The sequence below is a fragment of the Streptomyces sennicomposti genome (assembly GCF_019890635.1).
Lineage (GTDB): Bacteria > Actinomycetota > Actinomycetes > Streptomycetales > Streptomycetaceae > Streptomyces > Streptomyces sennicomposti.
In genome coordinates, this window is the sequence record NZ_JAIOAB010000082.1 from 1 (window position 1) to 24608 (window position 24608).

Consider the following 24608-nt stretch of genomic DNA (forward strand, 5'->3'; position numbering starts at 1 on the left):
GGGTGGCCAGGCGGTCTCGCAGTGGGGCCGCGCGGCGGCGGGCGTCGCGGACCGTGAGGGGGAGCGGGGTCCAGTCGGCCAGGCGGCCCAGGGCCACCACCGGGGGGTACACCGGCGACACGGCCATGATGTCCGCCGGGGCGCCCAGCATCGGGGCCGCGCCCGGGGCGGGGAGCAGGACGACCTGGTCGGCGTACTGGACGACGCGTTCCAGGCGGTGCTCGGCCATCAGGACGGTCGTCCCGAGGTCGTGCACCAGCCGCTGGAGGACGGCGAGGACCTCCTCGGCGGCGGCCGGGTCCAGTGCCGAGGTCGGCTCGTCCAGGACCAGGACCTTCGGATGCGGGGTGAGTACGGAGCCGATCGCGACCCGCTGCTGCTGGCCGCCCGAGAGCGTGGCGATGGGCCGGTCCCGCAGCGCGGCCAGGCCCAGCAGGTCCAGCGTCTCCTCCACGCGCCGCCGCATCACCTCCGGGGCGAGGCCCAACGACTCCATGCCGTAGGCGAGTTCGTCCTCGACGGTGTCGGTGACGAAGTGCGACAGCGGGTCCTGCCCGACCGTGCCCACCACGTCCGCCAGTTCGCGCGGCTTGTGCGTGCGGGTGTCCCGGCCGGCCACCGTGACCCGGCCGCGCAGGGTGCCGCCGGTGAAGTGCGGCACGAGTCCGCTGACCGCGCCGAGGATCGTGGACTTGCCGACGCCCGACGGGCCGACCAGCAACACGAGTTCGCCCTCGGGCACCTCGAAATCCACTCCGGCGACGGTGGGTTCGGCCGCGCCGTCGTAGGTCACGGAGACATCCTCGAAGCGGATCACGACGGCTCCTTGGGTGGGGTGGTGCCGGATGACCCGGGTCCGGGTGAGGTGGGTCCGGGGGCGGCGAAGGCGGGGGCCAGACCGAGGAGCACGGCCGCGGCGGGCCACAGCGGCAGCGCGGGCGCGACCAGCGGCACGACGCCCGGGTGCAGGGCGTCCGGGTCGCGCGCGGCGGCCAGGGTGAGCAGCGCGGCGACCGCCACCCCGGAGGCGGCGACCAGACAGGAACGGAGGTTCCAGGCGTCGGGGCGGTAGCGGGTGCGCGGCGAGCGGCGGCCGCCGAGCTGGAGCCCGGCGAGGGCGGCGGCGAGACCGGCGAGGAGGACGGGCAGCCCGTAGCTCCCGCCCTCCGCGGTGAGCAGCCCGTACGTCCCCGCGCACACCCCGAGCAGCCCGCCGAGGGTGAGGACGGCGGTGGTACGGCGTACGGCGGGGGCGACCTCGGCGGTCCGGCCGTAGCCGCGGGCGTCCATCGCGGCGGCGAGCGCGACCGAGCGCTCCAGCGCGCCCTCCAGCACGGGCAGCCCCACGTGCAGCAGCCCGCGCAGACCGCGGTCGGGACGGCCGCGCAGGCGGCGCGCGGCGCGCAGCCGGCGGCCGTCGGCGACCAGGTGCGGGGCGAAGGTGAGGGCGACGACCACGGCGACGCCCATCTCGTACAGCGCGCCGGGCAGCGACTTCAGCAGCCGGGCGGGCGCGGCGAGCGCGTTGGCCGCGCCGACGCACACCAGCAGCGTGGCCAGCTTCAGCCCGTCGTACAGGGCGAACAGCAGCGCCTCCGCCGTCACCCGGCCGCCCAGCCGGATGCCCTGCGCCCAGTGCGGCAGCGGCGCCTCGGGCAGGGTGACGAGGACGTGCGCGCCGGGGATGGGGGAGCCGAGGACGACCGCGAAGAACAGGCGGATGACGAGCACGGCCAGCCCGAGCCGGACGAAGGCGGCGTAGGAGCGGGCCGAGGGGGTGTTCGCCCGGCACGTCACCACGACGTACGCGGACACCGCGAGCAGCAGTCCCAGCAGCAGCGGATTGCTGGTCCGGGTGGCGCCCACCCCGAGCGCCAGCGCCCACACCCACCACGCCCCGGCGTGCACACGGGGCGCGCGGCGCACGCCGGAGGCGAAGGGAGCGGTGCGCACCCGTGCGGCGACGAGCGTGCCCCCGCCCGCGCCCCCGCCGTCCGGCGTCCTACGCATTCCGGCGCCGCCGGGCCTGCCACACGGCCGCACCGGCGAGCACGACGACGACCGCGCCGCCCGCGACGAGCCCGACCGACGGACCGCCGTCCTTCTTCTCGGACGTACCGGTCCCGGCGCCCGGGGACTCCGCGCCCGCGTCCGACCCCTTGCCCGAGACCTCGCCCGCTCCCTTGCCCGAGACCTGCTCGCCGCAGCCCTTCGCCGGGTAGCCGGCGATGGCGCACAGCAGGGCGTTGGCGTCGTAGCGCAGGGGCTTGGCGACCGCCGCCAGGGCCTCCGCCGTCGTCGCGTCGGACGGCACCCGCGCGCAGGCGGTGCGCGCGGCGGGCGGGGTCTCGCCGGCCGGTGCGTCGGCCTTCGTGCCGAAGTCCAGGACGAGCGCCACCCGCTTCTGGCCGTGGCGGGCCGGCGTGCTCCCGCAGATCGCGGCGAAGTCCGCCGTACCGCGCGGCTGCGCCGCGTTCTGGGAGTCCTCGCTCACCGCGAACCGCATCCCCCGCACCTCGCCGTCGCCCGGACGCGCCGTCGAGGGGCCCTCGGTGGCGTACGTCCACCGGCCGCCGTCACGGTCCCAGAAGGACCAGTAGCGGTAGCCCACGGCCTGCGCCGTGCCCGCGCCCGCCGTCACCAGCAGCAGCGCGGCGGCCACGAACAGGGCGGGCAGGACGGACAGGGCGGGCAGAGCAGACCGGACGGACCGGACGGACCGGACGGACCGGGCGGACGGCGTGCGCGGGCGGCCGGTCACGGCTGCTGCACCCGCTTGCCGCCGCGCCTGCTCAGCATGAACCCGACGGCGATCACGACGACGAGGAGGATGCCCCCGGTCCACCACACCGCCGCGTGGCCGCCGCCGTCGCTCTTCGCCGGCTTCCCGGCGTTGTCGCCCGCCGTGGGCGCGTCGGTGGCCTCGGGCGCGGGGCCGGTGGCGTTGAGTGCCTTGACCAGGTCGAGACCGCCGAAGTCGCGCGGGTCGGCGCCGGTGGCGTGGGCGGCGAAGACGAGCTGGGCGTAGGCGGCCGGGCCGCTCTGCTTCGCCCACGCCTCGGCGTGCTTCTCCAGCCACTCCAGCGGCTTCTTCGCCTGCGCGGCCCCGCCCTGCGCGGCGAGCGCGACGACCGTGTCGGCGGTGTTGCCGTAGTCGGGCTGGGCGGTGGCGCCGGGCAGTACGGAGGTCAGGTAGCCGTCCTTGGCGACCTCGTGCGCGAGGTAGGCGGCGCCGTTCGCGGCGGCCTGCGCGGCGGTCGGCTTCCCGTCGCCGACGCACTTCGCCGTAGCGGCGTCCCCGCCCGCCCCGCCGTCCTTGCCCGCCCCGCCGTCCTTGCCCGCGCCCGTGGCCGCCAGGCCCTGGCCGAGGGCGGCGACGACGCCGGCCGCGGTCGCGTCCGCGTTGGCGACGAGCTTGCCCTTCTTGTCCGGCTGGTAGGCGAAGGCGCCCGCGCCGTCGCCCGAGCACGGCAGGGCGAGGCCGAGCAGCGCGTCGTAGGGGGACTTGCCGTCCTTCACGACGGCGGCGGGCTTCTCGCCGACGGCGGCGAGCGCGCCCACGACGACCGCGGTGGAGTTGGTGTCGCTGGGACCGCCGGCCGTGTAGCCCCAGCCGCCGTCCTTGTTCTGCACGGACTTCAGCCAGGCGACCGCCTTCCCGGTGGCGGCGTCGTGGCCGCCGAGCGCGGCGAGGGCCTGCACGGCGGCGGCCGTGCTGTTGGTGTCCACCATGACCTTGGCGTCACAGGCGCGGGCCGGGTCGGCGCGGAAGGCCGCGTACGAGCCGTCGGCGCACTGCTGCCCGGTCAGCCAGTCCACGGCCCGCGCGGCGGGCCGCACCCCGGCGGTGTGCTGCGCGAGCAGGGCGAGGGACTGGCGCCACACGCCGTCGTACTTGGGGTCGGTGCTGCCGTAGAGCCCGTCCGGCAGGGCGGCCTTCCCGGTGGGGGAGGGCGACGCGGCGAAGGCGGGGGACCCCGGTATGCCGATCACGGCGACGGCGGCCAGGGCCGCGGCGCAGCGGCGGATGTTCATGATCGGCGGATGCCTCTCCCTGTGGGGAGCCGGACAGCACGGGGCATCCCCGCGGCTCGGCTCCGTATACCTCGACGGTGCTGTGCGGCGGCGGGCGCCGGCGCACGTGAGCCGGTCACGTCGTACGGGGCGGTCCGGCTCGCCGCCTGAAGGGCGGCTCACGGTTGCGGGTCAGCGCCGGATTCGCACCGGCTTCCCCTCGTACGGCTGTGATGACGACGGCGCTACTTTACCGGCCCGTAAACCGGCGGTCGGGGGCCGGGCGGGGGCCGGGGGCCGGGGGTGCGGGGGTCGAGTGGCGGATTCGGGCCAAACTCCGGGCCGGGGGGTGGGGTTGGGGTGCGGGTTCGTGGCCCGGATCTGCCATTCATTCCTTTCATTCCTTCCGGCTGAGGGGTTGCGTACCGGTTCGTGGGGGTTCATGCTGGAAAGTGCCTACGGGGCGAGTGAGGGAGTTCGACCGGAGTAGCCGACTTGGGCGCGACGCTTACGCATCCGCCGGGGCCGACGTCGACGGTCGGGCTGAGAGGCCGGAAAGCCGCAAGGACTGGGCCGGACGGCGACCCCCAGAACCTGATCCGGGCAATACCGGCGAAGGGAACCCGTCTCGTAGGTCTTCAGCACGCCCGGGCCGCGCCGCCCGGGCTTCGTGCTGTCCGGGCTTCGTGCGGTCCGGGCGCCGCGCCGTCCGGGCCGGGGACCCGGCGCCCGGCCCCGGACTTCGCGCGCCCGAGCCGTGCCCCCGGCCTCGGGCGCCCGCGCACCCCCGCTACCCCTCCCCCCGCCGGTCCGGTTCCGTCAGGTCGATCAGGTGGCATGCCGTTGCCACGTCCGTCTCCACCTGTTCCGCGGACGCGCGGCCGGCGAGCCAGGTGATCAGGGCCGAGTGCCAGGTGTGCTCGATGACGCGGATCGCGGAGAGCTGCTCGTCGGTGGGGTCGTCGCGGCCCATCGCCTCCAGGATGATCGCCGTCGTCTGGTGCAGCACCCGCTCCACCTCCGCCGAGACGCCGCTGTCCGCGAAGGTCAGGGCGCGCACCATCGCGTCCGCGAGCCGGGGCTCGCGCTGGAGGGCGCGGAAGGCGCGGATCAGGGTCTCCGTCACCCGCTCGGCGGCGCTCGCCCCGGCCGGCGGCTTGGCGCGCAGCGTGCCCCGCATCCGCACCAGCTGGTCGTGCATGGTGGCGACCAGCAGGTGCACCTTGGACGGGAAGTACCGGTAGAGCGTGCCGAGGGCGACCTGCGAGGACTCGGCCACCTCGCGCATCTGCACCGCGTCGAAGCCGCCCCGGCAGGCCAGCTGCGCGCTCGCGTGCAGGATGCGGCGCCGGCGGGCCTCCTGCCGCTCGGTCAGGGGCGGCGGGGGAGGGGGCGTGGGACGGGTCTGCGCAGGCATGGCTCCCGCTTCGTGACAGTCGGTGAGGGCGTGCGACCAGACAGCATGCCAGGGTGTCGGCCGTGGCGTGAATCACCCGTTCCACCGCCTTGCGGCGAGGCTACCTGCCGGTAGATTCGAAGCTTCCTGGACGATCAAGTCTGAAACTTGTTCTAGATCGACGACCCGGCGTAATCTCGCGGGACAGCGCAGTCAGAAGGGGGCCCAGAGTGTCCGCTGAGGCCAGTCAGGCGGGGTCCCCGACGGGCCTCGCAGCCGACGGCGAGCGACCGCTCAGGATCGCGCTCCTCACCTACAAGGGCAACCCGTTCTGCGGCGGCCAGGGCGTCTACGTCCGCCACCTCTCCCGCGAACTGGCCCGCCTCGGGCACCGGGTGGAGGTGATCGGCTCCCAGCCCTACCCCGTGCTCGACGACCTCGACGGCCCCGCCGCCGGCCGGCTGAGCCTCACCGAGCTGCCGAGCCTCGACCTCTACCGCCAGCCGGACCCCTTCCGCACCCCGAAGCGCGACGAGTACCGCGACTGGATCGACGCGCTGGAGGTCGCCACCATGTGGACCGGCGGCTTCCCCGAGCCGCTGACCTTCTCGCTGCGCGCCCGCCGCCATCTGCGCGAGCGCCGCGGCGAGTTCGACGTCGTCCACGACAACCAGACCCTCGGCTACGGCCTCCTCGGCGACGTCGGCGCGCCCCTGGTCACCACCATCCACCATCCCATCACCGTGGACCGGCAGCTGGAGCTGGAGGCGGCGAAGACCCGGCAGCGCCAGTGGTCGGTGCGCCGCTGGTACGCCTTCACCCGCATGCAGAAGCGGGTCGCGCGCCGGCTGCCGTCCGTGCTCACCGTCTCCGGCACCTCCCGCCAGGAGATCGTCGAGCACCTCGGGGTGCGCCCGGACCGCATCCACGTCGTCCACATCGGCGCCGACACCGACCTGTTCTCGCCCGACCCGTCGGTGGCACGGGTGCCCGGCCGGATCGTCACCACCTCCAGCGCCGACGTGCCGCTCAAGGGCCTGGTCTTCCTGGTCGAGGCGCTGGCCAAGGTGCGCGCCGAACACCCGGCCGCGCACCTCGTCGTCGTCGGCAAGCGGCCCGAGGGCGGCCCCGTCGCCCGGGCGATCGAGCGGTACGGCCTGGAGGGCGCCGTCGAGTTCGTCAAGGGCATCTCCGACGCCGAGCTGGTCGACCTGGTCCGCTCCGCCGAGGCGGCCTGCGTGCCGTCGCTGTACGAGGGCTTCTCGCTGCCGGCCGCCGAGGCGATGGCCACCGGCACGCCGCTGGTCGCCACCACCGGCGGCGCCATCCCGGAGGTCGCCGGACGCGACGGCGAGACCTGCCTCGCGGTGCCGCCGGGCGAGTCCGGCGCGCTGGCCGCCGCGCTGACCCGGCTGCTCGGCGACCCCGAGCTGCGGACGCGCCTGGGCGCGGCCGGCCGTGAGCGGGTCCTCGCGCACTTCACCTGGGCGCGGGCCGCCGAGGGCACCGTCGCCCGCTACCGGGAGGCCATCGCCGCCCCGGCCGCCCCCCTCCGCCCCGTACCCCCGACCACCGGCCGCCCCGCGGCGGCCGTGACGACCACAGGCGACCACTCCGAGCACACCGAAAGCAGGGCCACGTGCTGACCGTCGACTTCTCCCGGTTCCCGCTCGCCCCGGGCGACCGCGTCCTGGACCTCGGCTGCGGCGCCGGCCGGCACGCGTTCGAGTGCTACCGGCGCGGCGCGCAGGTCGTGGCGCTGGACCAGAACGGCGAGGAGATCCGCGAGGTCGCCAAGTGGTTCGCCGCGATGAAGGAGGCCGGGGAGGCGCCCGCCGGGGCCACCGCCACCGCCATGGAGGGCGACGCCCTCGCGCTGCCCTTCCCCGACGAGTCCTTCGACGTCGTCATCATCTCCGAGGTGATGGAGCACATCCCCGACGACAAGGGCGTCCTCGCCGAGATGGTGCGCGTCCTCAAGCCGGGCGGCCGCATCGCGATCACCGTCCCGCGCTACGGCCCCGAGAAGGTCTGCTGGACCCTCTCCGACGCCTACCACGAGGTCGAGGGCGGCCACATCCGCATCTACCGGGCCGACGAACTCCTCGCCAAGATCCGCGAGGCCGGCCTGAAGCCGTACGGCACGCACCACGCGCACGCGCTGCACTCGCCGTACTGGTGGCTCAAGTGCGCCTTCGGCGTCGACAACGACAAGGCGCTGCCGGTGCGCGCGTACCACAAGCTGCTGGTCTGGGACATCATGAAGAAGCCGCTGGCCACGCGGGTCGCCGAGCAGGCGCTCAACCCGCTGATCGGCAAGAGCTTCGTGGCCTACGCGACCAAGCCCCACCTGCCCCGGGCGGCCGCCCAGTGACCACGCCCCGGACAGAACACCTCGTCCTGCCCGGGGTCCTCACCGCGGAGCAGGCCGCCGCCACCGTGCGCGGCATCCTCGCCGTCCAGCGGGAGGACGGGGCGATCCCGTGGTTCCGCGGCCACCACCTCGACCCGTGGGACCACGTCGAGGCCGCGATGGCCCTGGACGCCGCCGGCGAGCACGAGGCCGCCGGGCGGGCGTACGCCTGGCTGGCCCGGCACCAGCTGCCGGACGGCTCCTGGTACGCCGCCTACACCGACGGCGCGCACGACGACGTCGCCGACCGCGGCCGGGAGACGAACTTCGTCGCCTACGTCGCCGTGGGCGTCTGGCACCACTACCTCGCCACCGGCGACGACACCTTCCTGGACCGCATGTGGCCGGTGGTGTACGCGGCGGTGGAGTTCGTGCTGCGCCTGCAGCAGCCCGGCGGACAGATCGGCTGGAAGCGCGAGGACGACGGCGCCGCCACCGCGGACGCCCTGCTCACCGGCTCCTCCTCCGTCCACCACGCGCTGTGCTGCGCGCTCGCCATCGCCGAACAGCGCGAAGAGCCCCAGCCGGACTGGGAGTTGGCGGTCGGCGCGCTGCGGCACGCGATCCGCCGGCACCCCGAGCGGTTCCTCGACAAGGACCGCTACTCCATGGACTGGTACTACCCGGTCCTCGGCGGGGCGCTGACCGGCGCGGAGGCCAAGGAGCGCATCGACGCCGGCTGGGACCGCTTCGTGGTGCCCGGCCTCGGGGTGCGCTGCGTGGTGCCCAACCCGTGGGTGACCGGCGGCGAGTCGGCCGAACTCGCCCTGACCCTGTGGGCGGTGGGCGAGTCCGACCGCGCGCTCGACGTGCTCAAGTCCATCCAGCACCTGCGCGACCCGGAGACCGGCCTGTACTGGACGGGCTACGTCTTCGCCGACGACGCGATATGGCCGCGCGAGCTGACCACGTGGACGGCCGGTTCGCTGCTGCTCGCGGTGGCCGCGCTCGGCGGGCACGAGCCCACCTGCACGGTCTTCGCGGGCGACCGGCTGCCGCGCGGCCTGGACCCGGACTGCTGCGACGGGGACGCCCTGCGGCGGTGAGCCGCGGGCCGTCCGCGCCGCCCGGCCGGCGGCCGTGGGTCACCGGTCGGGCGGTCAGTGGCGGTGCATGCGGTTGGCGAGGGCGTGGCCGACGAACAGGTAGACCACGGCGGCCAGGCCGTAGCCCGCGACCACCCGCGCCCACGCGCGGTCGAAGGTGAACAGGTCGCGCGACCAGCCGGCGAGCCAGTTCGCCGCGCTGTGGATCCACTGGACCAGGTCGTTGGCCCGGTTGGCGTCCAGCAGATACATCAGTATCCACAGACCGAGGATGGCGGCCATCACGTCCGCTACCACCGCGATGACCGTACCGGCGGAGTTGGAACCCGTGCGATATCGAGGGGACATGCTCTGCGACTGCCCCGCGAGCCCGGTTGAAACCTGTACCGCGTACGGGCGGTGACGCCCGCGGCACATGCGGTGTCCTGTTTCGGGTGAGATGACCCGGTTCACACGGACCGACGGAGAACCCGAAGCGACTCGATTCGGAGGACACCGTGCCCGTCGTACCGATACGGCGCCTCGCCGTGGCGCTCACCCTGTGCTGCGCCCTGCTCGCCGGCTCCGCCGCGTGGGCCACGAACCAGAGCGGGGGGCAGCGCACCGACCCCGCGGCCGCGGTGGCGGCCGCGACCCCCAGTCCGACCACGTCGGCGGAGCGGCAGAAGTTCGCCAAGACCCGCTTCGTGGCCAACGCGGGCCTCGCGGCCGGGGCGACCTACCAGTGGATCTGGAAACCGTACAAGGAGGGCAAGTTCAAGAAGGGCGCGCACGGCCGCAAGGTGACGCTCGTCAAGGCCGGCCTGGCCGGCGCGTTCGCGTACAACCGGCTCAAGGCGGCGGTGCGCAACGCGCAGGGCGACCCGACGCTCTCCAAGGCGCTCGCCCCGCTCAACAGCGCCATCGCCGGGCTCAAGGACCTTCCCGCCAAGCTCCGCAAGGGCGACGGCTCGGCCGCCCAGAGCTTCAACGACACCCTCAACAAGGTGAAGGAAGCGGGCAAGGACGCCGGGGCGCCGGTCAAGAACAAGGTGCCGTCCACCAGCGACCTCAGGCAGGGCGCCAACGCCAACCCCTGAGGCCACGGCCCGCCGACCGCACGGCGACGGCCCCCCGCCCGAAGGGCGAGGGGCCGCAGGGCCGTTGAGCCGGAGGGCCGTTGGGCCGGGGGCTGTAGAGCCGGGAGGCCGTAGAGCCGGGAGGGGCAGGCCTGATCAGGCGCCGCGCTGGATGTCCGAGGCGTCCTGGAGAACACCGCGGCGGCCGTCCTGCATCTCGGTGAGCAGGCCCTGGCCGCGCTGCTCCACCGCCAGGTACCAGACGCCCGGCGACAGTTCGGCGATCGGGGTGGGCGCGCCGTCCTCACCGAACAGCGGACGCGGCGCGGGCACCGCGTACCAGAACGGCGAGAAGGGCGCCGCGGACTGCGGGGCCGCCGCGTCCGTCGGCTGCGGCGTCTGCTGGGCGCCGTAGGGCTGGCCCGGCTGCGGGGCGCCGTACGGCTGCTGCTGGGCGCCCGGGTAGCCGTAACCGCCGGGCGGCTGCGCGCCGTAGGGCTGCGGGGCGACGGGGCGCGGGGCCGGGACCAGGGCGGCCTGGAGGGCGGGGACCAGCGGGGTGGCGACGGCGGCGGCGGCCAGGACGAGCGCCCCGATGAAGCCGAGGATCAGGCCCGCGCCGGCGTCGATGCCGTCCGGGACGTCCACCAGCGACCAGAAGAAGATCCACGCCGAGAGGACCGTGAAGCCCACGCCGATCGTGCCGAGGTCCAGACCGGCCACCTTGCGCGGCTGCGGCAGGCAGCGGTTGAGGACGATCAGGGCGGCGCCGATGACGGCCCCCATGTAGATGCCGAGGCCGGTCCCGAGGGACTCCCACGCGTTCTGGCTGCTGGAGTAGCCGGACATGGAGTAGGAGTAGTAGTCCAGGAACGACGCGATGAACAGCAACACCGCTGCTCCGATCACCACGCCGTCGCCCCGAGTGAGGGAGCGGATATTCACGTCAGGTCCTTCGTAGGTCGTCTCGTCGTCGGTAGAGGCGTCGCTGTCACCATGTCGCCGACAGGCCTGGTGCGAAGCGTGGGGGTGGCCCCTCATCGTAGGAACGACACTATCGCCCGTACGGCGGGGCTGTCCGCAGAGATCGACGCCGCGGTCACGACTCGCGCAGGAAACTCACGATTCCCTCAGAGATCCCCTCCGCCGCCTTCTGCCGCCAGTCGCCGCTGGTGAGGCGGGCCGCGTCGGTGCTGTCGCGCATGTTGCCGCACTCGATGAAGACCTTGGGAACCGTTGACAGATTGAGACCACCCAGATCCTCGCGCGTGACGAGACCGGTGCCGCCGCCGAGGTAGTTGGAGGGCGGTTCGTCGGTGACGCGGACGAAGTCGCCCGCGATCATCGTGCCGAGCTTCTTCGACGCGGCGGCGATCGGGCGGGTGTCGGCGGAACCGGAGTGCACGGCCGCCGGGAGGATCACGTGGAAGCCGCGGTTGCCGGGCGCCGAGCCGTCGGCGTGGATGGAGATCGCGGCGTCCGCGTGCGCCTCGTTGCCGATCCGGGCGCGCTCGTCCACGCACGGGCCCCAGGCCGGCGAGCCGTTGTCGTGCGTCAACTTCACCGTCGCGCCCTGCTGTTCGAGCAGGGTGCGCAGCCGGTGCGCCACGTCCAGGGTGAACCGGGCCTCGGTGTAACCGGCGTTGGTGGACGTGCCGGTGGTGTCGCACTCCTTGCGGTTGGTGCCGATGTCCACCTGGCGGTTGATCTCGGCGGTGTGCTGGAAGTTGCCCGGGTTGTGGCCCGGGTCGATGACGACGACCTTGCCCTTGAGCGGCCCGGAGGCGGCGGGGCCGCCCGAGCCCGCGCCCGCGCCCTTGCCGTCGTCGCCCGCCGACGCGGAGGGGACCGCGGACCGGGACGAGTGCGGCGACTTCCCCGCGCCGGACGCGGACGGCGATCCGCTCGACGCGGACGCCGCGGCCGTCCCGCCCGAGGGCGAGTCCGAGGACGCCGTCGCCTCGTACACCAGCCAGCCCAGCAGCGCGCCGGACACCAGCGCGACACCGGCGACGGCCGGCCAGCGGCGCGGGCGGCCGGAACGGCCGGAACGGCCGGAGTGCTCGTGCTCGGGCTGCGGGGGATCGAAGTCGGGGCCTGTGTACGACACGACAGCGACTCTAACGGCGGGCCGCGGCGGACGCCGCGCTTCCCGGCGCGGGCGTCCCGGGTCGAGGGGCGGAGGCCCGGCCTCCGGGTGCGGGCGTCTGGCCTTCGGGGGCGGGTGCGCGGTCTTCGGGTGCGGGCGTCTGGCCTTCGGGGGCGGGTGCGCGGTCTTCGGGTGCGGGCGTCTCGCCTTCGGGGGCGGACGCCCGGTCGTCGGGGGCGGGTGTTCCGCCGGCCGGGGCGGTGGGGGGCGTGCGGCGCAGGACGCGCAGCGAGCCCGTGACCGCGATCTCGGTGAACTCGCCGGACTCCAGGGCCCGCAGGTACACGCGGTACGGGGCCTGCCCGGTGAACTCGTCCTCGGGGTCGGGGAACACGTCGTGGATGACCAGCAGGCCGCCCGGCGCCACGTGCGGGGCCCAGCCGGCGTAGTCCGCGCCGGCGTGCTCGTCGGTGTGGCCGCCGTCGACGAAGACCAGGGCGAGCGGGGTGTTCCACAGCGCGGCGATCTGCGGCGAGCGGCCGACGAGCGCCACCACGTGCTCCTCCAGGCCCGCCTTGTGCAGCGTGCGCCGGAAGGCGGGCAGCGTGTCCATCAGGCCGATCTCCGGGTCCACCGTCTGCGGGTCGTGGTACTCCCAGCCGGGCTGCTGCTCCTCGCTGCCGCGGTGGTGGTCGACGGTGAGCGCGGTGACGCCGGCCCGCCGGGCGGCGTCGGCGAGCAGGATCGTGGACCGCCCGCAGTACGTGCCGACCTCCAGCAGCGGCAGCCCGAGCCGCCCGGCCTCGACGGCCGCCGCGTACAGGGCCAGCCCCTCGTCCACGGGCATGAAGCCCTTCGCGGCCTCGAACGCGGCGAGGATCTCGGGCTGGGGCGCCGCGGTCATGCGGGGGTCCTTCCGGTCGTACGTCCAATCCGGCCGCCCATGCTGCCGCACCCCCCGCCGGACGTGCGACGGGGGGTGCGGTGGTGTGCGTCTCAGCGGGCTCGAAGCCCGCTCGTGCGGGTCGCCCGCTTACGCGGTGCGCCCGCTTACGCGGTGCGCGGGACCAGCGGTGCCGGGCCCGCGCGGCTCGCGGCCGTGTGCCGCCCGCCCGCTTACGCGGTGCGTTCGGTCACGCGGTGCGCCCGCTCACGCGGTGACGGTTTCGCCCGGCAGGGACAGGTCCAGGTCGACCGGGCGGTCGTCGCCGGTGTGGGTGGCGGACGAGGCGAGCGGGCCGTGCCCGGCGGCGCGGGCGGCCAGGACGTACGGGCCCCGGGCCGGGACCACGAGGACGTAGGAGCCGTCCTCGCCGGACAGGGTCGCGCCGGCCTGGCGGCCGCGGTGGTCGATCAGGGTGACCTTGGCGCGGGCGACCGGGGCGCCGTGGGCGTCCAGGACCCGGCCGCGGAAGCCCCGCAGCACCTCCTCGGCGCGGGCCAGGTTGGCGTCCTCCTCGCTGCTGGCGCGCAGCTGCGGGACGGTCGAGCGGTTCGGCTTCGGCAGGCACAGCGCCAGCACCAGACCGGCGGCGACGGCGGCCGTGGCGATCAGGAAGGAGACGCGGAAGCCGTGCATGGTCGGGATCGCCACGCCGTTCACGTGGTCGGCGGTGTTGGCGAGCACCATGCCGATGACGGCGCTGGACACCGAGGTGCCGATGGACCGCATCAGGGTGTTGAGGCCGTTGGCCGCGCCGGTCTCGGAGGCCGGGACCGCGCCGACGATCAGCGCGGGCAGCGAGGAGTAGGCCAGGCCGATGCCGGCGCCGAGCATCAGGGAGGTGACCACGGTCTGCCAGGCCGCGTTCATCAGGCCGAGGCCGCCGCCGTAGCCGATCGCGATGATCAGCAGGCCGATGATCAGGGTGACCTTGGGGCCGTAGCGGGCGGACAGCCGGGCGTAGACCGGCGCGGTGAACATCATGGTCAGGCCGAGCGGGGCCACGCACAGGCCCGCGACGACCATCGACCGGCCGAGGCCGTAGCCGGTGGCGGTGGGCAGCTGGAGCAGCTGGGGCAGGACCAGGGAGACGACGTAGAAGGCGACGCCGACCATGATCGAGGCGAGGTTGGTGAGCAGCACCTCGCGGCGGGCGGTGGTGCGCAGGTCCACCAGCGGGGCGGCGACGCGCAGTTCCAGCAGGCCCCACAGCAGCAGCACGGCGGCCGCGGCGGCGAACAGGCCGAGCGTGGTGGCCGACGACCAGCCCCAGTCGCTGCCCTTGGTGATCGGCAGCAGGAACAGCACCAGGCCGGCCGACAGGCCGAGCGCGCCGAGCAGGTCGAAGGAGCCCTCGGCGCGCATCGGGGACTCGGGGACGGTCAGCAGGGTGAGGACGATGGACAGGACGCCGAGGCCGGCGGCGCCGTAGAAGAGGGCGTGCCAGTTCGTGTGCTGGGCGACCAGGGCCGCGGCGGGCAGCGCGAGTCCGCCGCCGACGCCGATCGAGGAGCTCATCAGGGCCATCGAGGAGCCGAGCTTCTCGCGCGGCAGCATGTCGCGCATCAGACCGATGCCGAGGGGTATCGCGCCCATGGCGAAGCCCTGGAGCGTGCGGCCCGCGATCATCGGCAGCAGCGCGCTGGTGAACGCGCTGACGAGGGCGCCCACCACCATGACGGCGAGGCTGAGGATCAGCATGCGGCGCTTGCCGTACAGGTCGCCGAGGCGGCCCATGATCGGCGTGGCCACGGCGCCCGAGAGGAGGGTGGAGGTCAGGACCCAGGTGGCGTTGCTGGGAGAGGTGTCCAGGAGCTGCGGCAGGTCCTTGATGACCGGCACGAGCAGGGTCTGCATCACCGCGACAACGATGCCCGCGAACGCGAGCACCGGGACGACGGCCCCGCTCGCGCTCCGCGAGGGCCGGTTGGTCGTCGTGAGCGTCATTGAGGGTGGCCTCCAGGCCGTTGTCGAAGAGTCGTTCGGGAAGTGGGTCGCTGATCGTCCGGGTCGTCGCTGATCGTCCGGGACCAGTGCCGGGTGAAACCTCGTACGCCTGGGCGACTATTCCGATGCTTTGGCGTACTAACGAATTCTTGACCGTTCCGAGAGGAAGTGACAGGGCGTCAGGGGGCGGGCTGAGGCGAGCGGAGGCGGGCCGGCGACGGACGGGCACGGCGCGGGCGCGGGGCGCGCGCCGGGGTGGAGTCCAACGTTCCGCGATCAGGCGGAACTTCGCGCTCCGTAACCCGTCCGCCGTTCACCGGATTTATCGGTGCATGACATCTAGTGGTGGGCCGGGCCGGTTCCTAGACTGCCGCTGCTCACCGGCCGCACCCGGCCGGCAGCGCACCACCGAGACGCGCCGCCCGACCGGCGACGCCCCACGAGGGAGGTTCCGACCATGGTCAAGCACTACCTCAAGTACGCCCTGAGCACCCTGTCCGCCGCGATGTTCGCGCACATGGCCTGATCCCGCGGGCCCGTCACGGGCGGCCGGCCAGGACGGCGGCCGCCCGCGACGGACCGACTCCGCCCGCCCCAGCGGCACGGGCGGACGGCGCCCGCGCCGACGTGCGCGGGCGGACGCGCCCGTACCGGTGGGTGCGGGTGGAAGGCGCCCGTACCGGTGGGGCGGGCGGACGGTGCCCGTACCGGTGGGTGCGGGTGGACGGCGCCCGTACCGGTGGGTGCGGGCGGACGCGCGACGGCCGTTCCGGAGTCCCCGGGCGGCCTTCCGGCCAGGCACCAGGAGGGCCCCCCTTTGTTCGGCACCGCCCTGAGTCAGCTGCGCTACGGCATGTCCATCCTGCTCAACCGCCGCATCCGCCCCCAGGACCTGGAGCGGATCGCCCGCGATCTGGTCGCCACGCTCGGGGAGTTCGGCGCGCCCGGCGCCGACTCGGCGCTGCTGCCGGGACAGGCCGCCGGGATCGACCCCGAGGTGCGGCGCACCGTCACCCGGCGCAGCCTGCGCGCCACCGCGCGCACCGCCGCCCGGCACACCGCCTACTACCGACGCCTCTTCGGCGACCTCGGCCTGGACCCCGACGCGCTCGACCCCGACGACGGCACCTGGGCGCGGGTGCCCGTCACCCCGAAGCACGCCCTGCGCGGCCTGCCCGGCGCCTTCGTCTCCACCGCCGCCCGCCCCGCCCTGATGGCGCTCACCACCGGAACCAGCGGCACCCCCACCGCGGTCTGGTACTCCCGCGCCGAACTCGACACCACCCTCGCCCTCAGCACCATCTCCGCCGTCCTCGGCATGGGCCTGCGCCCCCACCACACCCTCGCCTACGCCGGCTGCTCGCGGGCCACCCTGCCGCTGCTCAACGCCGAGGAGTCGACCACCCGCGTGGGCGCCTCCTTCGTCCAGTTCGGCACGCTGGAGCCCGCGCTCGCCCTGGACCGGCTGGCCGCGCCGCTCGGCCTGCCCGGCAAGGCGCCGCAGATCACCCACCTCAGCACCGCCGCCTCCTACCTCGCCGCCCTCGTGCACCGCGCCGAACACGACGGCTGGCGGCCCGCCGACTTCGGCCTGGAGAGCATCGGCGTGGGCGGCGAAGTCCTCTCCCGCCCGCTGCGCGAACGCGCCGAGGCGGTCTTCGGGGCGCGCGTCGCCACCTCGTACCTGATGACCGAGACCCTCCCCTCCGGCGGCACCCCCTGCGCGCAGGGGCATCTGCACCACACCACCGAGTTCGGCCACCTGGAGGTGCTCGACCCGCGCACCTGGGAGCCGACCCCGCCCGGCGGCACCGGAGTCGTCGTGCACACCCCCTACGTCCCCTACCGCGAGTGCACCCTGCTGCTGCGCTACGCCACCGGCGACCTGGTCCGCCTGCCCGCCGCCGCACCGGACTGCGAACTGGCCCACCTGCCCGCCACCAGCGAGATCCTGGGCCGCTGGAGCGGCCCGCTCAGCGCCGCCGTGACCACCCGCGACCTGCTCGACCTCGTCGAGGCCGAACCCGAGGTGCCGCTGCCGGCCCGCTACGCGCTCACCGAACGGCCCGACGGCGGCGCGGAGTTGCACCTGCTGGTGCGCGCACTGCCCGCCCGTGCGCTGCGCGCCCGGCTGGAGGAACGGATCGCCGCGGCGGGCCTGCCGCTGACCGGCCTCGTCCTGTACGACGACCGCACGGCGCTGCCGCCCACCGCCCCGCTCCGAGCCGACCTACGCGAACACACCTTCGAGACAGCCCCGAGCCCGCCGGGGGCGGGGACGGTGGGGGCGGTGGGGGCGACGGGGAGTGGGGCTGGGGACGGGGACGGGGCTGGGGTGTCGGTGGCGCTGGCGGGGACCGCGCTGGGCGTGCGGGCGCCTGCGGCGGCCGGGGGCGCGCCGACGGCGACCGGGACGGCGCCTGCCCCGGCGGGGGCCGGGCTCGCCCCGGCGGGGACGGTGCCCGCCTCGGCCGGGACGGCGCCTGCTTCGGCGGGGACCGGGACTGCCTCGGCGGGGGGCGTGCCTGCCCCGGCCGGGACCGCGACGCCGCCGGTCAGGACCGTGCCGACCCCGGCAGCGACCGGGCCCGCCTCGGCTGGGGCTGCGCCGACCTCGGCTGGGACCGCGCCGATGTCGGCTGGGGCCGCGCCGACCTCGGCCGGGACCGCGCCAACCCCCGCCGGGACCGTGCCTGCTCCGGCCAGGACCGCGCCGGCCCCCGCCGGGGCCATGGCCTCGTCGGACGGGGCCGCCGCGGTCGTCTCCGTCGACGACGAAGGGAGCCGGTCGTGAACGGCATTGCCCTGGTGGCGTTGAGCTGCTGCGTGGCCCTGATCATGGTGGCGGCCGGCGCCTACCTCGCCCGGATCGACATGCCCCGGCCGCCCGTCGGCCTCTACACTCCGGCCGACGTGGCCGTTCTGTGCGCGGGCGTCGTCCTCGCCCCGCTGCTGTACGCCCGGCTGCCCGGCGTCTGGGTGGCCGCGCTGTTCGGCCTGGTGCTGTGCACGGCCGTCCAGTTCACCCTGGCCCCGCTGTGCGGCGGCCGATGGGCCTGGCTCCTCGCGCTCGCGGCGACCGGCGCGACGGCGGGCGCGTCCTTCGGCGACCTGAGTGTCGCGGTGCGCGCCGGGACCGGCGTCCTGCTGGCCGTCGCCGTGGTGGGCGTGGCCAACCTCTGGGCGCAGAGCGGCATGCGCTCGGGCCAGGTGGCCGCCCTGGCCGCCGTACTGACCTGCTACGACCTGATCGCCACCACCCTCACCCACGTCACCGCGGACTTCTTCGACCAGGTGCGGGGCCGGCCGTTCGCCCCGCTGCTCGCCCTCACCGGCGGCACGCGGCCGGTCGGGGTGGGCCTCGGGGACCTGCTGCTGCTCGTGCTGTTCCCGCTGGTCGCGGCGAAGGCGTACGGCCGGACGGCGGCGCTGCTCGCCGGGGTCGTCGGAGTCGCCGTCACCAGCGCGATCAGCGCCCTGTTCGCCCTGGACGCGCTGACGGCGGGCTTCCCGCTGCTCACCCTGCTCGGGCCGCTGATCGTGGCGCAGCACCTGGTGTGGTCGCGGCGGACGGGCGGCGAGCGGAGCACCGCCGAGTGGCGGGCCGGTGCGCCGCGTCCGGCGCCGCGCGGGCGCGACCGGGAACCGGACCCGGCGTTGATCGCCGCGCTCGGCCTCACCGCGCCCGCCGACCTGCCCGAGGGCGCCTGGGTCGCCGTCGCCGACGGGGGCCGGATCGTCGGCACGGGCGCCTCCGCCGGACTGGCCCGCCGGAACGCCCGGGAACGCGGCGAACCGACGGCGGTGGTCGCGGTACGTCAGGTGTGAGCCGCCGCCCGCCGCAGCGCAACTCGACTCAGGCACGGCGGGGTGGGGTGGGGTGGGGCTTTGGTTCGGGTCGGGCGAGGTCCGGGCGGGGCTTCGGGTCGGGCGCGGTCCCGGCGGGCTTCGGGGCGCGGCGGGCGCGGTCCGGTCTGGGTTTCGGTTTCGGGCGGGTGCGGTCCGGTCTGGGCTTCGGGTGCGGGCGGGCGCCGGCCGGTCGGGGTTTCGGTTCCGGCGGCGGAGTCCGGTCAGGGCGTCCGCTCGGCTCAGGTACGGCCGGCTCAGGTACGGCCGCTCAGGTACGGCCAGGCCGGGACTTCGGTTCGGCTCGGGCGCGGACCCGTGGACCTCGGCGGCCGGTCACAGCCACCCGCGCTGGCGGGCCTCCCGCAGGGCCTCCGTGCGGTTGCGGGTGCCGGTCTTGCCGATCGCGGCGGAGAGGTAGTTGCGGACGGTGGACTCCGACAGATGGAGCCGGGAGGCGATGTCGGCGACCGTCGCGCCGTCGGCCGAGGCGTTCAGCACATCGCACTCGCGGGCGGTGAGCGGGCTCGGACCCGCGCTCAGGGCCGCCGCAGCGAGCGCCGGATCGACCACCGTCTCCCCGGCCAGCACCCTGCGGATCGCCGACGCCAGCTCCTCCACCGGACCGTCCTTGACCAGGAACCCGGCCGCGCCCGCCTCCATCGCCCGGCGCAGATAACCGGGCCGGCCGAACGTGGTCAGGATGAGCACCCGGCACCCCGGCGCCCGCTTCCGCAGCTCGGCGGCGGCGTCCAGGCCGGTCATCCCCGGCAGCTCGATGTCCAGCAGCGCCACGTCCGGCCGGTGCGCCAGCACGGCGTCCACGATCGCGTCGCCCCGCGACACCTGCGCGACGACCTCCAGGTCGTCCTCCATGCCGAGCAGCAGCGCGAGCGCGCCCCGCATCATGCCCTGGTCCTCGGCGAGGAGGACGCGGACGGGCTCGGCGGGCCGGTGTTCTCGGGACGTCTCGTTCACGGGCCAAGGGTAGTGAAGGCGCGGGGCGTTGAGGGGCGCGGCGGGGTGCGGAACGGGCGCCTGCGGACGACGGTGGCCCCGGGGGAGCCGGCGGTCAGCTCTCCCGGGGCGGGGGAGCGAGGGCCGCGGCGGCGGGGAGCGCCGTAGCCGCCGCGCCCGGGCCGGAGGCCGTCGCGGCCAGGGCCGCCGCCGTCAGTTCCTCCGGGTCCCTCGGGAGTTCGGCCGTCACCGTGAAGCCGCCCCGGGCGGACGGACCGGCGGTCAGCGAGCCGCCCGCGGTGGCGAGGCGTTCGGTCAGGCCCTTCAGGCCGGTGCCGCCGACGCCCGGCGTCGCCGCCACGGCCGACGCGCCGCGTCCGTCGTCGGACACCGTCAGCCGGACCCGCTCGGCCGCACCGGCCACGGTGATCTCGCAGCGGGCCGCGCCGCTGTGCCGTACCGCGTTGGTCACCGCCTCGCGCACCACCCAGCCGAGCAGCGCCTCGGTCTGCGGAGTCAGCGGCGGACCGGAGCGGCGCACCACCGGCTCGATGCCGGCGGCGGTCAGCGCCGAGCGGGCCCGGTCCAGCTCCGTGCTCAGGCTGCCCTCGCGGTACCCGGTGACCGCCTCGCGGATCTCGGTGAGCGCCTGCCGCCCCACCGACTCGATGTCGGTGATCTGCGACAGCGCCGCGTCCATGCTCCGCGGCGCCAGCCGCCGGGCCGCCTCCGACTTCACCACGATCACCGACAGCGTGTGCCCGAGCAGATCGTGCAGGTCGCGGGAGAAACGCAGCCGCTCCTCCTCCACCGCCCGCCGGGCCAGCTCCTCACGGGCGGCGCGCAGCTCCCGTACGGCCTCGCTCAGGCTCAGGATCGCGGCGGTCACCATGGTGGACAGGAAGGTGGCGTAGGCGATGTTGATGCCGTTCCAGCCCTCGCGGTACGCCGACACCGCACCGGCGAGCGCGGTCAGCGCCAGCCCGGCCTGCCCCAGCCAGGTGCGGCCGCGCACGATCGCGCCGGTCGCGAGCCCCAGCAGCGGGAAGAACAGCAGCCAGTTGCCGCCGTAGCCGAGGGCGAGGGCGGTGGTGAGCACGCCCATCACCACCAGCGCCACCCGCGTGGAGCGGGCCTCGCGCCGCTCCTTGTCGAAGGCGCGGAAGACGACGTAGACGTACAGCGAGTTGAAGGCGAGCAGGCCCACGGCGCCGATCCACGGGTTCGGCGTCTCGCCCTTGAGGACGTTGGACAGGGAGCCGAGCCCCATCAGCAGCCAGGGCAGCAGGGTGAAGCCGGTGGGCGGCGGGCCGGGGTTCTCCGGCATGCGCCCGTCCTTGCGGGCCGCCCGCTGCTCGTCCTTGAAGCGGCGCATGTCCTCCTTCCAGGCCGCCCGGGCCAGCTGGAGGTGCCGCATCCGGCAGCGCAGTCCCTGCCACCATGACATGTCCGTGTCCTTCATGTTCCCCCGATCGGATGGTCCCGCGGTCGTACGTCCCGGCGGCCGGTGCTCCTCCGCTCAGGTGCTCCCGCGATCAGATGTTCCCCGCGTTGCGGCGGTACGACAGGACAGCGTACGAACCGAACGCCAGCAGCCACGCCGTCAGCACGATCACCGCCCCCGCCGCCGGCGCGTGCCCGTCGGCGACCGCCACCCCGAGCTGCGCGACCCGGTTGGTGGGCGTGTACGCCGACACCGAGCGCAGCCAGTGCGGGAACAGCGAGACCGGGAACCACAGACCGCCCAGCACCGCGAGGCCCAGATTGCAGACCATGTTCGCCACGCCCGTGGTCTGCGCGGTCAGCCCGTAGCCGTTGCCGAGGCCCAGCAGGGTGAACGGGACCGAGGCCAGCCACAGCAGCAGCGCCGTCGCCGCCCACTGCCACGCCGCCAGCCGTACGCCGTTGACCAGGCCGCCCGCCAGCAGCACCGCGCAGATCGCCGGCAGCACGGTCACCGCACCGGTCAGCGCCCGCCCGACGACCACCTGGCGCGAGGTCATCGGAGTCGCCCGCAGTTGCCGCAGCCAGCCCAGCGAACGGTCCTCGGCGACCCCGCCGCCGGTGTTGAGCGCCGAGCCGACCGCCCCGTAGGCGGCCATGCCGACCATGGACGCGGTCCGCCAGCTCCCGTCGTCGGCGTCGCCGATGTTCGTGAACAGCAGATACATCAGCACCGGCATCGCGATGCCGCCGATCACGAACCCGGTGTCGCGCAGGGTGCGGCGCACCTCCAGGTGCAGGTAGTCCCACATCAGACCGTCTCCCCCTCGTATGCCGTTCCGTGTTCCGCTCCGCCGCTGGTCAGCGCCAGGAAGGCGTCGTCCAGCGAGGGCGGGGCCACCTCCAGGCCGCGTATCGCGCCCAGCTCGGCCAGCGCGATCACGGTGGCGTCCGAGTCGTCGGTGCGCAGCCGCGCCCGGTCGCCGCGCACCTCCACCGAGCGCACGCCCGGCAGCCGTTCCAGCCCCTCCGTGCCGCGCCCGGCCAGGTCGAAGGCGACCAGCGCGCCGCCCGCCGAGTGCCGCAGCCGCTCGCCCGTGCCGTCCGCGACGATCCGGCCCCGGTCCAGCACGACGATCCGGTCGGCGTGGTCGTCGGCCTCCTCCAGGTAGTGCGTGGAGAACAGCACCGTGCGGCCACCGCGCGCGTACGCCCGCATCGACTCCCAGAACGCGCGCCGCGCCTCCACGTCCAGCGCCGCCGTCGGCTCGTCCAGCACCAGCAGCGACGGATTGCCGGCGAGCGCCACCGCGAACCGCACCCGCTGCGTCTGGCCGCCCGAGAGCCGGTCCACGCGCCGCCCCGCCAGCTCGGTGATCCCGGCCAGCTCCAGCACCTCGGCGAGCGGCAGCGGGTCCGGGTAGCGGCCGGCCACGAAACCGACCAGCTCGCGCACCGTCACCCGGGTCACCGCCCGCGCCTCCTGGAGCATCGCCCCGACCAGCCCGGCGCGCACCGCCCGCTCGGGCGGGCCGCCGAACAGCTCCACCGCACCCGCGTCGGGCGCGGTCAGCCCGAGCAGCAGCGAGATCGCGGTGGACTTGCCGGCCCCGTTGCGGCCCAGCAACGCGACCGTCTCGCCCCGCCCGATCTCCAGATCCATCCCGGCCACGGCGCGGACGGCGCCGTAGCTCTTGACCGCTCCCCTGAAGGAGACGGCCCGCGCGGCCGGGCCTGCGCTCGCGGTCCGGTCTTCGGGCGCGGGCCGGTCTTCGGGCATGGGCCGGTTTCCGCCTGGGGTCGGGTTTCCGCCCGTGGGTCGGTCTCCGCCCGTGGTCCGGTCTGTCGTCCCGCCCGCCGTCGTGCCTGCGACGCTGTCTGCTGTCATGTCTACGACGCTACGGAGTCGCGCCGGGCATGGGCAGATGCTGTTGTACGGACTCGGGCGGGACAAATGTCCTGGCGCACGGGGCCGGGGAGACCGGGAGGACCAGGAGAGGCATGCCGATCGACGAAGCCGCGGCCCGTACGGCCGCACCCCGCACCCGCGAGATCTCCTGGACGCCCGGGGACGTGCAGCTCTACCACCTCGGCATCGGCGCGGGCGTCCCGGCGATCGACCCCCGCGAACTGCGCTACACCCTGGAGAGCGCCCTGCACGTCCTGCCGAGCTTCGCGACCGTAGCGGGCGGCGGCGAGCCGGGCGTGATCCGTGTCCTGTCGACGCCGGGCGTCGACGTGGACCTCGCCCGCGTCCTGCACGGCGGCCAGACCCTCACCGTGCACCGGCCCCTGCCCGTACGGGGCACGGCCACCGTGACCGACCGCGTCACCGGCGTGTACGACAAGGGCGAGGCGGCCCTCCTCGTGCTCACCACCGAGGCCGCCGACGCCGACGGCCCGCTGTGGAGCGAGGAGGCGCGGGTCTTCGTCCGCGGGGCGGGCGGCTGGGGCGGCGAGCGCGGTCCCTCGGTCCGGTCCGCGCCGCCCTCCGGCCCGCCGGACCGCACGGTGGAGCGGCCGGTGCGCGAGGACCAGGCCCTGCTGTACCGCCTCACCGGCGACCTCAACCCGCTGCACGCCGACCCCGGCTTCGCCCGCGCCGCCGGCTTCGACCGGCCCGTCCTGCACGGCCTGTGCACCTACGGCATCACGCTCAAGGCGGTCGTGGACACGCTGCTGGAGGGCGAGGTGAGCCGGGTGCGGTCCTACGGCGCGCGGTTCGCCTCGGTGGTGTACCCGGGCGAGACGCTGCGGGTACGGATGTGGCGGGGCGGGGGCGCGGGGACGAGCGCGGACGTTGGTCGTGCGGGTGCGGGTGCGGGTGCGGGTGCGGGTGCGGTTCGGGTGGCGGTGAGCGCCGTGGAGCGCGGTGACGCGCCGGTGCTGGCCGACGTGGTGGTCGAGCACGACTGAACGGCCGCTCCGGTGAGCGGCTGTTCCCGGTCGCGCCCTCTCGGGTGCGGGAACGCCGAACGGCCTCGCCCTCCGGGTGGAGGGCGAGGCCGTTCGGCGTGCGCAGTGCCGTCAGGCGGCCACTTCGGTCCGCTCCTCGGCCGGCTTGCGGTGCCGGCCGCTGGGGGCCGTCTCGCCGTCCTGGGAGGAAACCGGTCCGCGATGCTTGCCGTGTCCCTGGGCTTCCTGGGCGCCGGCGGTCAGCGGCTGGGTCGTACTGGCGTCGCTCATCGAAGAACTCACCCCGTCAACATGATCTTTCGTACAGCCGGGTGAGTTTAACCGGCACACCTCGGGGCGAATCCAGACGGCCACGCCAACCGGCACGACTTCGTTACGTTGCGGCCATACGTCCCGTCATGTGACCGGTCATCCGCCCTGTACGGGCGGCCTGTTGAAGGGTGACGGGGCGTGGGGCGGGCGGTTCGGGACCCTCCGCTTCCGGTAGTTCGGGTGTGTCCGGGGCGCCGGGGGAGGGGGCGTACTCCGAGGGCGCGGGGG

General features: G+C 75.0%; 21 protein-coding genes, 1 pseudogene and 1 riboswitch. Of the genes and pseudogenes, 7 read left to right on the plus strand and 15 right to left on the minus strand.

Features of this window, described 5'->3' with window-relative positions; translation table 11 throughout:
- The 5 genes from K7787_RS29230 to K7787_RS29250 all read right to left on the minus strand — a co-directional run.
- Positions 1-817 (minus strand): ABC transporter ATP-binding protein (locus K7787_RS29230; RefSeq protein ID WP_223003485.1); only part of this gene is annotated, 817 nt, incomplete at its 3' end.
- Complete coding sequence (locus K7787_RS29235) at positions 814-2010, minus strand: CbiQ family ECF transporter T component (protein WP_247721401.1); 1197 nt, start codon at positions 2008-2010, stop codon at positions 814-816. The genes K7787_RS29230 and K7787_RS29235, both read right to left, overlap by 4 nt.
- A complete protein-coding gene (locus K7787_RS29240; RefSeq protein WP_223003497.1) occupies positions 2003-2686 on the minus strand; it encodes an SCO2322 family protein in 684 nt (227 codons plus the stop codon). The genes K7787_RS29235 and K7787_RS29240 overlap by 8 nt, the downstream gene beginning before the upstream one ends.
- A gap of 71 nt (positions 2687-2757) precedes the next feature.
- A complete protein-coding gene (locus K7787_RS29245; protein ID WP_223003486.1) occupies positions 2758-4035 on the minus strand; it encodes an SCO2321 family membrane protein in 1278 nt (425 codons plus the stop codon).
- 131 nt (positions 4036-4166) lie between these two features.
- Positions 4167-4233, minus strand: a riboswitch (cobalamin riboswitch).
- A gap of 571 nt (positions 4234-4804) precedes the next feature.
- Positions 4805-5431, minus strand: a complete 627-nt coding sequence (locus tag K7787_RS29250) for a TetR family transcriptional regulator (protein WP_164391187.1) — start codon at positions 5429-5431, stop codon at positions 4805-4807.
- A gap of 209 nt (positions 5432-5640) precedes the next feature.
- Here K7787_RS29250 and K7787_RS29255 point away from each other — a divergent pair, with 209 nt between their 5' ends.
- The 3 genes from K7787_RS29255 to K7787_RS29265 are packed head-to-tail and all read left to right on the plus strand — an operon-like array spanning position 5641 to position 8869.
- Positions 5641-7056, plus strand: coding sequence for a glycosyltransferase family 4 protein (locus K7787_RS29255; protein WP_223003487.1), 1416 nt, complete (start codon positions 5641-5643; stop codon positions 7054-7056).
- On the plus strand, positions 7050-7784 hold the full coding sequence (locus K7787_RS29260; protein WP_164391183.1) for a class I SAM-dependent methyltransferase: 735 nt from the start codon (positions 7050-7052) through the stop codon (positions 7782-7784). The genes K7787_RS29255 and K7787_RS29260 overlap by 7 nt, the downstream gene beginning before the upstream one ends.
- Complete coding sequence (locus K7787_RS29265; protein WP_164391181.1) at positions 7781-8869, plus strand: prenyltransferase/squalene oxidase repeat-containing protein; 1089 nt, start codon at positions 7781-7783, stop codon at positions 8867-8869. The genes K7787_RS29260 and K7787_RS29265 overlap by 4 nt, the downstream gene beginning before the upstream one ends.
- A 54-nt stretch (positions 8870-8923) precedes the next feature.
- Here K7787_RS29265 and K7787_RS29270 read toward each other — a convergent pair whose 3' ends face one another.
- Positions 8924-9217 carry a hypothetical protein gene (locus K7787_RS29270; protein WP_027758101.1) on the minus strand — a complete coding sequence of 98 codons (294 nt, stop codon included), beginning with the start codon at positions 9215-9217 and terminating at the stop codon, positions 8924-8926.
- A 149-nt stretch (positions 9218-9366) separates the two neighbouring features.
- On the opposite strand from K7787_RS29270, the gene K7787_RS29275 reads away from it, so the two are divergent.
- The gene (locus tag K7787_RS29275) at positions 9367-9948 is read left to right on the plus strand and encodes a hypothetical protein (RefSeq protein ID WP_019982142.1); all 582 of its coding nucleotides are present in this window, start codon (positions 9367-9369) and stop codon (positions 9946-9948) included.
- Between the two features lie 135 nt (positions 9949-10083).
- On the opposite strand, the gene K7787_RS29280 is transcribed toward K7787_RS29275, so the two are convergent.
- The 4 genes and pseudogenes from K7787_RS29280 to K7787_RS29295 all read right to left on the minus strand — a co-directional run bounded on the left by K7787_RS29280 (position 10084) and on the right by K7787_RS29295 (position 14906).
- Positions 10084-10872, minus strand: a complete 789-nt coding sequence (locus tag K7787_RS29280; protein WP_009188340.1) for a DUF5336 domain-containing protein — start codon at positions 10870-10872, stop codon at positions 10084-10086.
- Positions 10873-11026: 154 nt separating this feature from the next.
- Positions 11027-12037, minus strand: coding sequence for an N-acetylmuramoyl-L-alanine amidase (locus tag K7787_RS29285; RefSeq protein ID WP_223003488.1), 1011 nt, complete (start codon positions 12035-12037; stop codon positions 11027-11029).
- 241 nt (positions 12038-12278) lie between these two features.
- Positions 12279-12920 (minus strand): annotated as a pseudogene (locus K7787_RS29290) (class I SAM-dependent methyltransferase); the annotation flags it as partial.
- Between the two features lie 246 nt (positions 12921-13166).
- On the minus strand, positions 13167-14906 hold the full coding sequence (locus K7787_RS29295) for an MFS transporter (protein WP_164391131.1): 1740 nt from the start codon (positions 14904-14906) through the stop codon (positions 13167-13169).
- Between the two features lie 817 nt (positions 14907-15723).
- Between K7787_RS29295 and K7787_RS32195 the strand changes: the two genes are divergently transcribed.
- Both K7787_RS32195 and K7787_RS29305 read left to right on the plus strand, forming a co-directional pair.
- Positions 15724-17700, plus strand: coding sequence for a phenylacetate--CoA ligase family protein (locus K7787_RS32195; protein WP_282107299.1), 1977 nt, complete (start codon positions 15724-15726; stop codon positions 17698-17700).
- Positions 17697-18734 carry a hypothetical protein gene (locus tag K7787_RS29305; protein WP_223003490.1) on the plus strand — a complete coding sequence of 346 codons (1038 nt, stop codon included), beginning with the start codon at positions 17697-17699 and terminating at the stop codon, positions 18732-18734. The genes K7787_RS32195 and K7787_RS29305 overlap by 4 nt, the downstream gene beginning before the upstream one ends.
- 354 nt (positions 18735-19088) lie before the next feature.
- Here the strand turns inward: K7787_RS29305 and K7787_RS29310 are convergent, their stop codons facing one another.
- The 4 genes from K7787_RS29310 to K7787_RS29325 form a co-directional block, all read right to left on the minus strand.
- Positions 19089-19730: a response regulator transcription factor gene (locus K7787_RS29310; protein ID WP_223003491.1), complete on the minus strand. Its 642-nt coding sequence runs from the start codon at positions 19728-19730 to the stop codon at positions 19089-19091.
- A gap of 94 nt (positions 19731-19824) precedes the next feature.
- Entirely contained in the window at positions 19825-21156 is a 1332-nt protein-coding gene (locus tag K7787_RS29315) for a sensor histidine kinase (RefSeq protein WP_223003492.1), read from the minus strand.
- An 88-nt stretch (positions 21157-21244) separates the two neighbouring features.
- A complete protein-coding gene (locus tag K7787_RS29320; protein ID WP_223003493.1) occupies positions 21245-21964 on the minus strand; it encodes an ABC transporter permease in 720 nt (239 codons plus the stop codon).
- Positions 21964-22815 (minus strand): ABC transporter ATP-binding protein, encoded by an 852-nt coding sequence (locus tag K7787_RS29325; protein ID WP_247721407.1) that lies wholly within the window; start codon positions 22813-22815, stop codon positions 21964-21966. Before K7787_RS29325 ends, K7787_RS29320 begins: the two co-directional genes overlap by 1 nt.
- 338 nt (positions 22816-23153) lie before the next feature.
- On the opposite strand from K7787_RS29325, the gene K7787_RS29330 reads away from it, so the two are divergent.
- Positions 23154-24068 carry a MaoC/PaaZ C-terminal domain-containing protein gene (locus K7787_RS29330; RefSeq protein ID WP_223003495.1) on the plus strand — a complete coding sequence of 305 codons (915 nt, stop codon included), beginning with the start codon at positions 23154-23156 and terminating at the stop codon, positions 24066-24068.
- Between the two features lie 111 nt (positions 24069-24179).
- Here K7787_RS29330 and K7787_RS29335 read toward each other — a convergent pair whose 3' ends face one another.
- Complete coding sequence (locus K7787_RS29335) at positions 24180-24338, minus strand: hypothetical protein (RefSeq protein ID WP_019982131.1); 159 nt, start codon at positions 24336-24338, stop codon at positions 24180-24182.
- Between the last annotated feature and the right edge of the window lie 270 nt (positions 24339-24608).

What these genes read in the sequence shown, in the direction of transcription:
- K7787_RS29235 (WP_247721401.1), bottom strand. Translation starts at nt 2,010, where the DNA reads ATGCGTAGGACGCCGGACGGCGGGGGCGCGGGCGGGGGCACGCTCGTC.
- K7787_RS29245 (WP_223003486.1), bottom strand. Translation starts at nt 4,035, where the DNA reads ATGAACATCCGCCGCTGCGCCGCGGCCCTGGCCGCCGTCGCCGTGATC.
- K7787_RS29250 (WP_164391187.1), bottom strand. Translation starts at nt 5,431, where the DNA reads ATGCCTGCGCAGACCCGTCCCACGCCCCCTCCCCCGCCGCCCCTGACC.
- K7787_RS29270 (WP_027758101.1), bottom strand. Translation starts at nt 9,217, where the DNA reads ATGTCCCCTCGATATCGCACGGGTTCCAACTCCGCCGGTACGGTCATC.
- K7787_RS29295 (WP_164391131.1), bottom strand. Translation starts at nt 14,906, where the DNA reads ATGACGCTCACGACGACCAACCGGCCCTCGCGGAGCGCGAGCGGGGCC.
- K7787_RS29315 (WP_223003492.1), bottom strand. Translation starts at nt 21,156, where the DNA reads ATGTCATGGTGGCAGGGACTGCGCTGCCGGATGCGGCACCTCCAGCTG.
- K7787_RS29320 (WP_223003493.1), bottom strand. Translation starts at nt 21,964, where the DNA reads ATGTGGGACTACCTGCACCTGGAGGTGCGCCGCACCCTGCGCGACACC.
- K7787_RS29325 (WP_247721407.1), bottom strand. Translation starts at nt 22,815, where the DNA reads ATGGATCTGGAGATCGGGCGGGGCGAGACGGTCGCGTTGCTGGGCCGC.
- K7787_RS29330 (WP_223003495.1), top strand. Translation starts at nt 23,154, where the DNA reads ATGCCGATCGACGAAGCCGCGGCCCGTACGGCCGCACCCCGCACCCGC.
- K7787_RS29335 (WP_019982131.1), bottom strand. Translation starts at nt 24,338, where the DNA reads ATGAGCGACGCCAGTACGACCCAGCCGCTGACCGCCGGCGCCCAGGAA.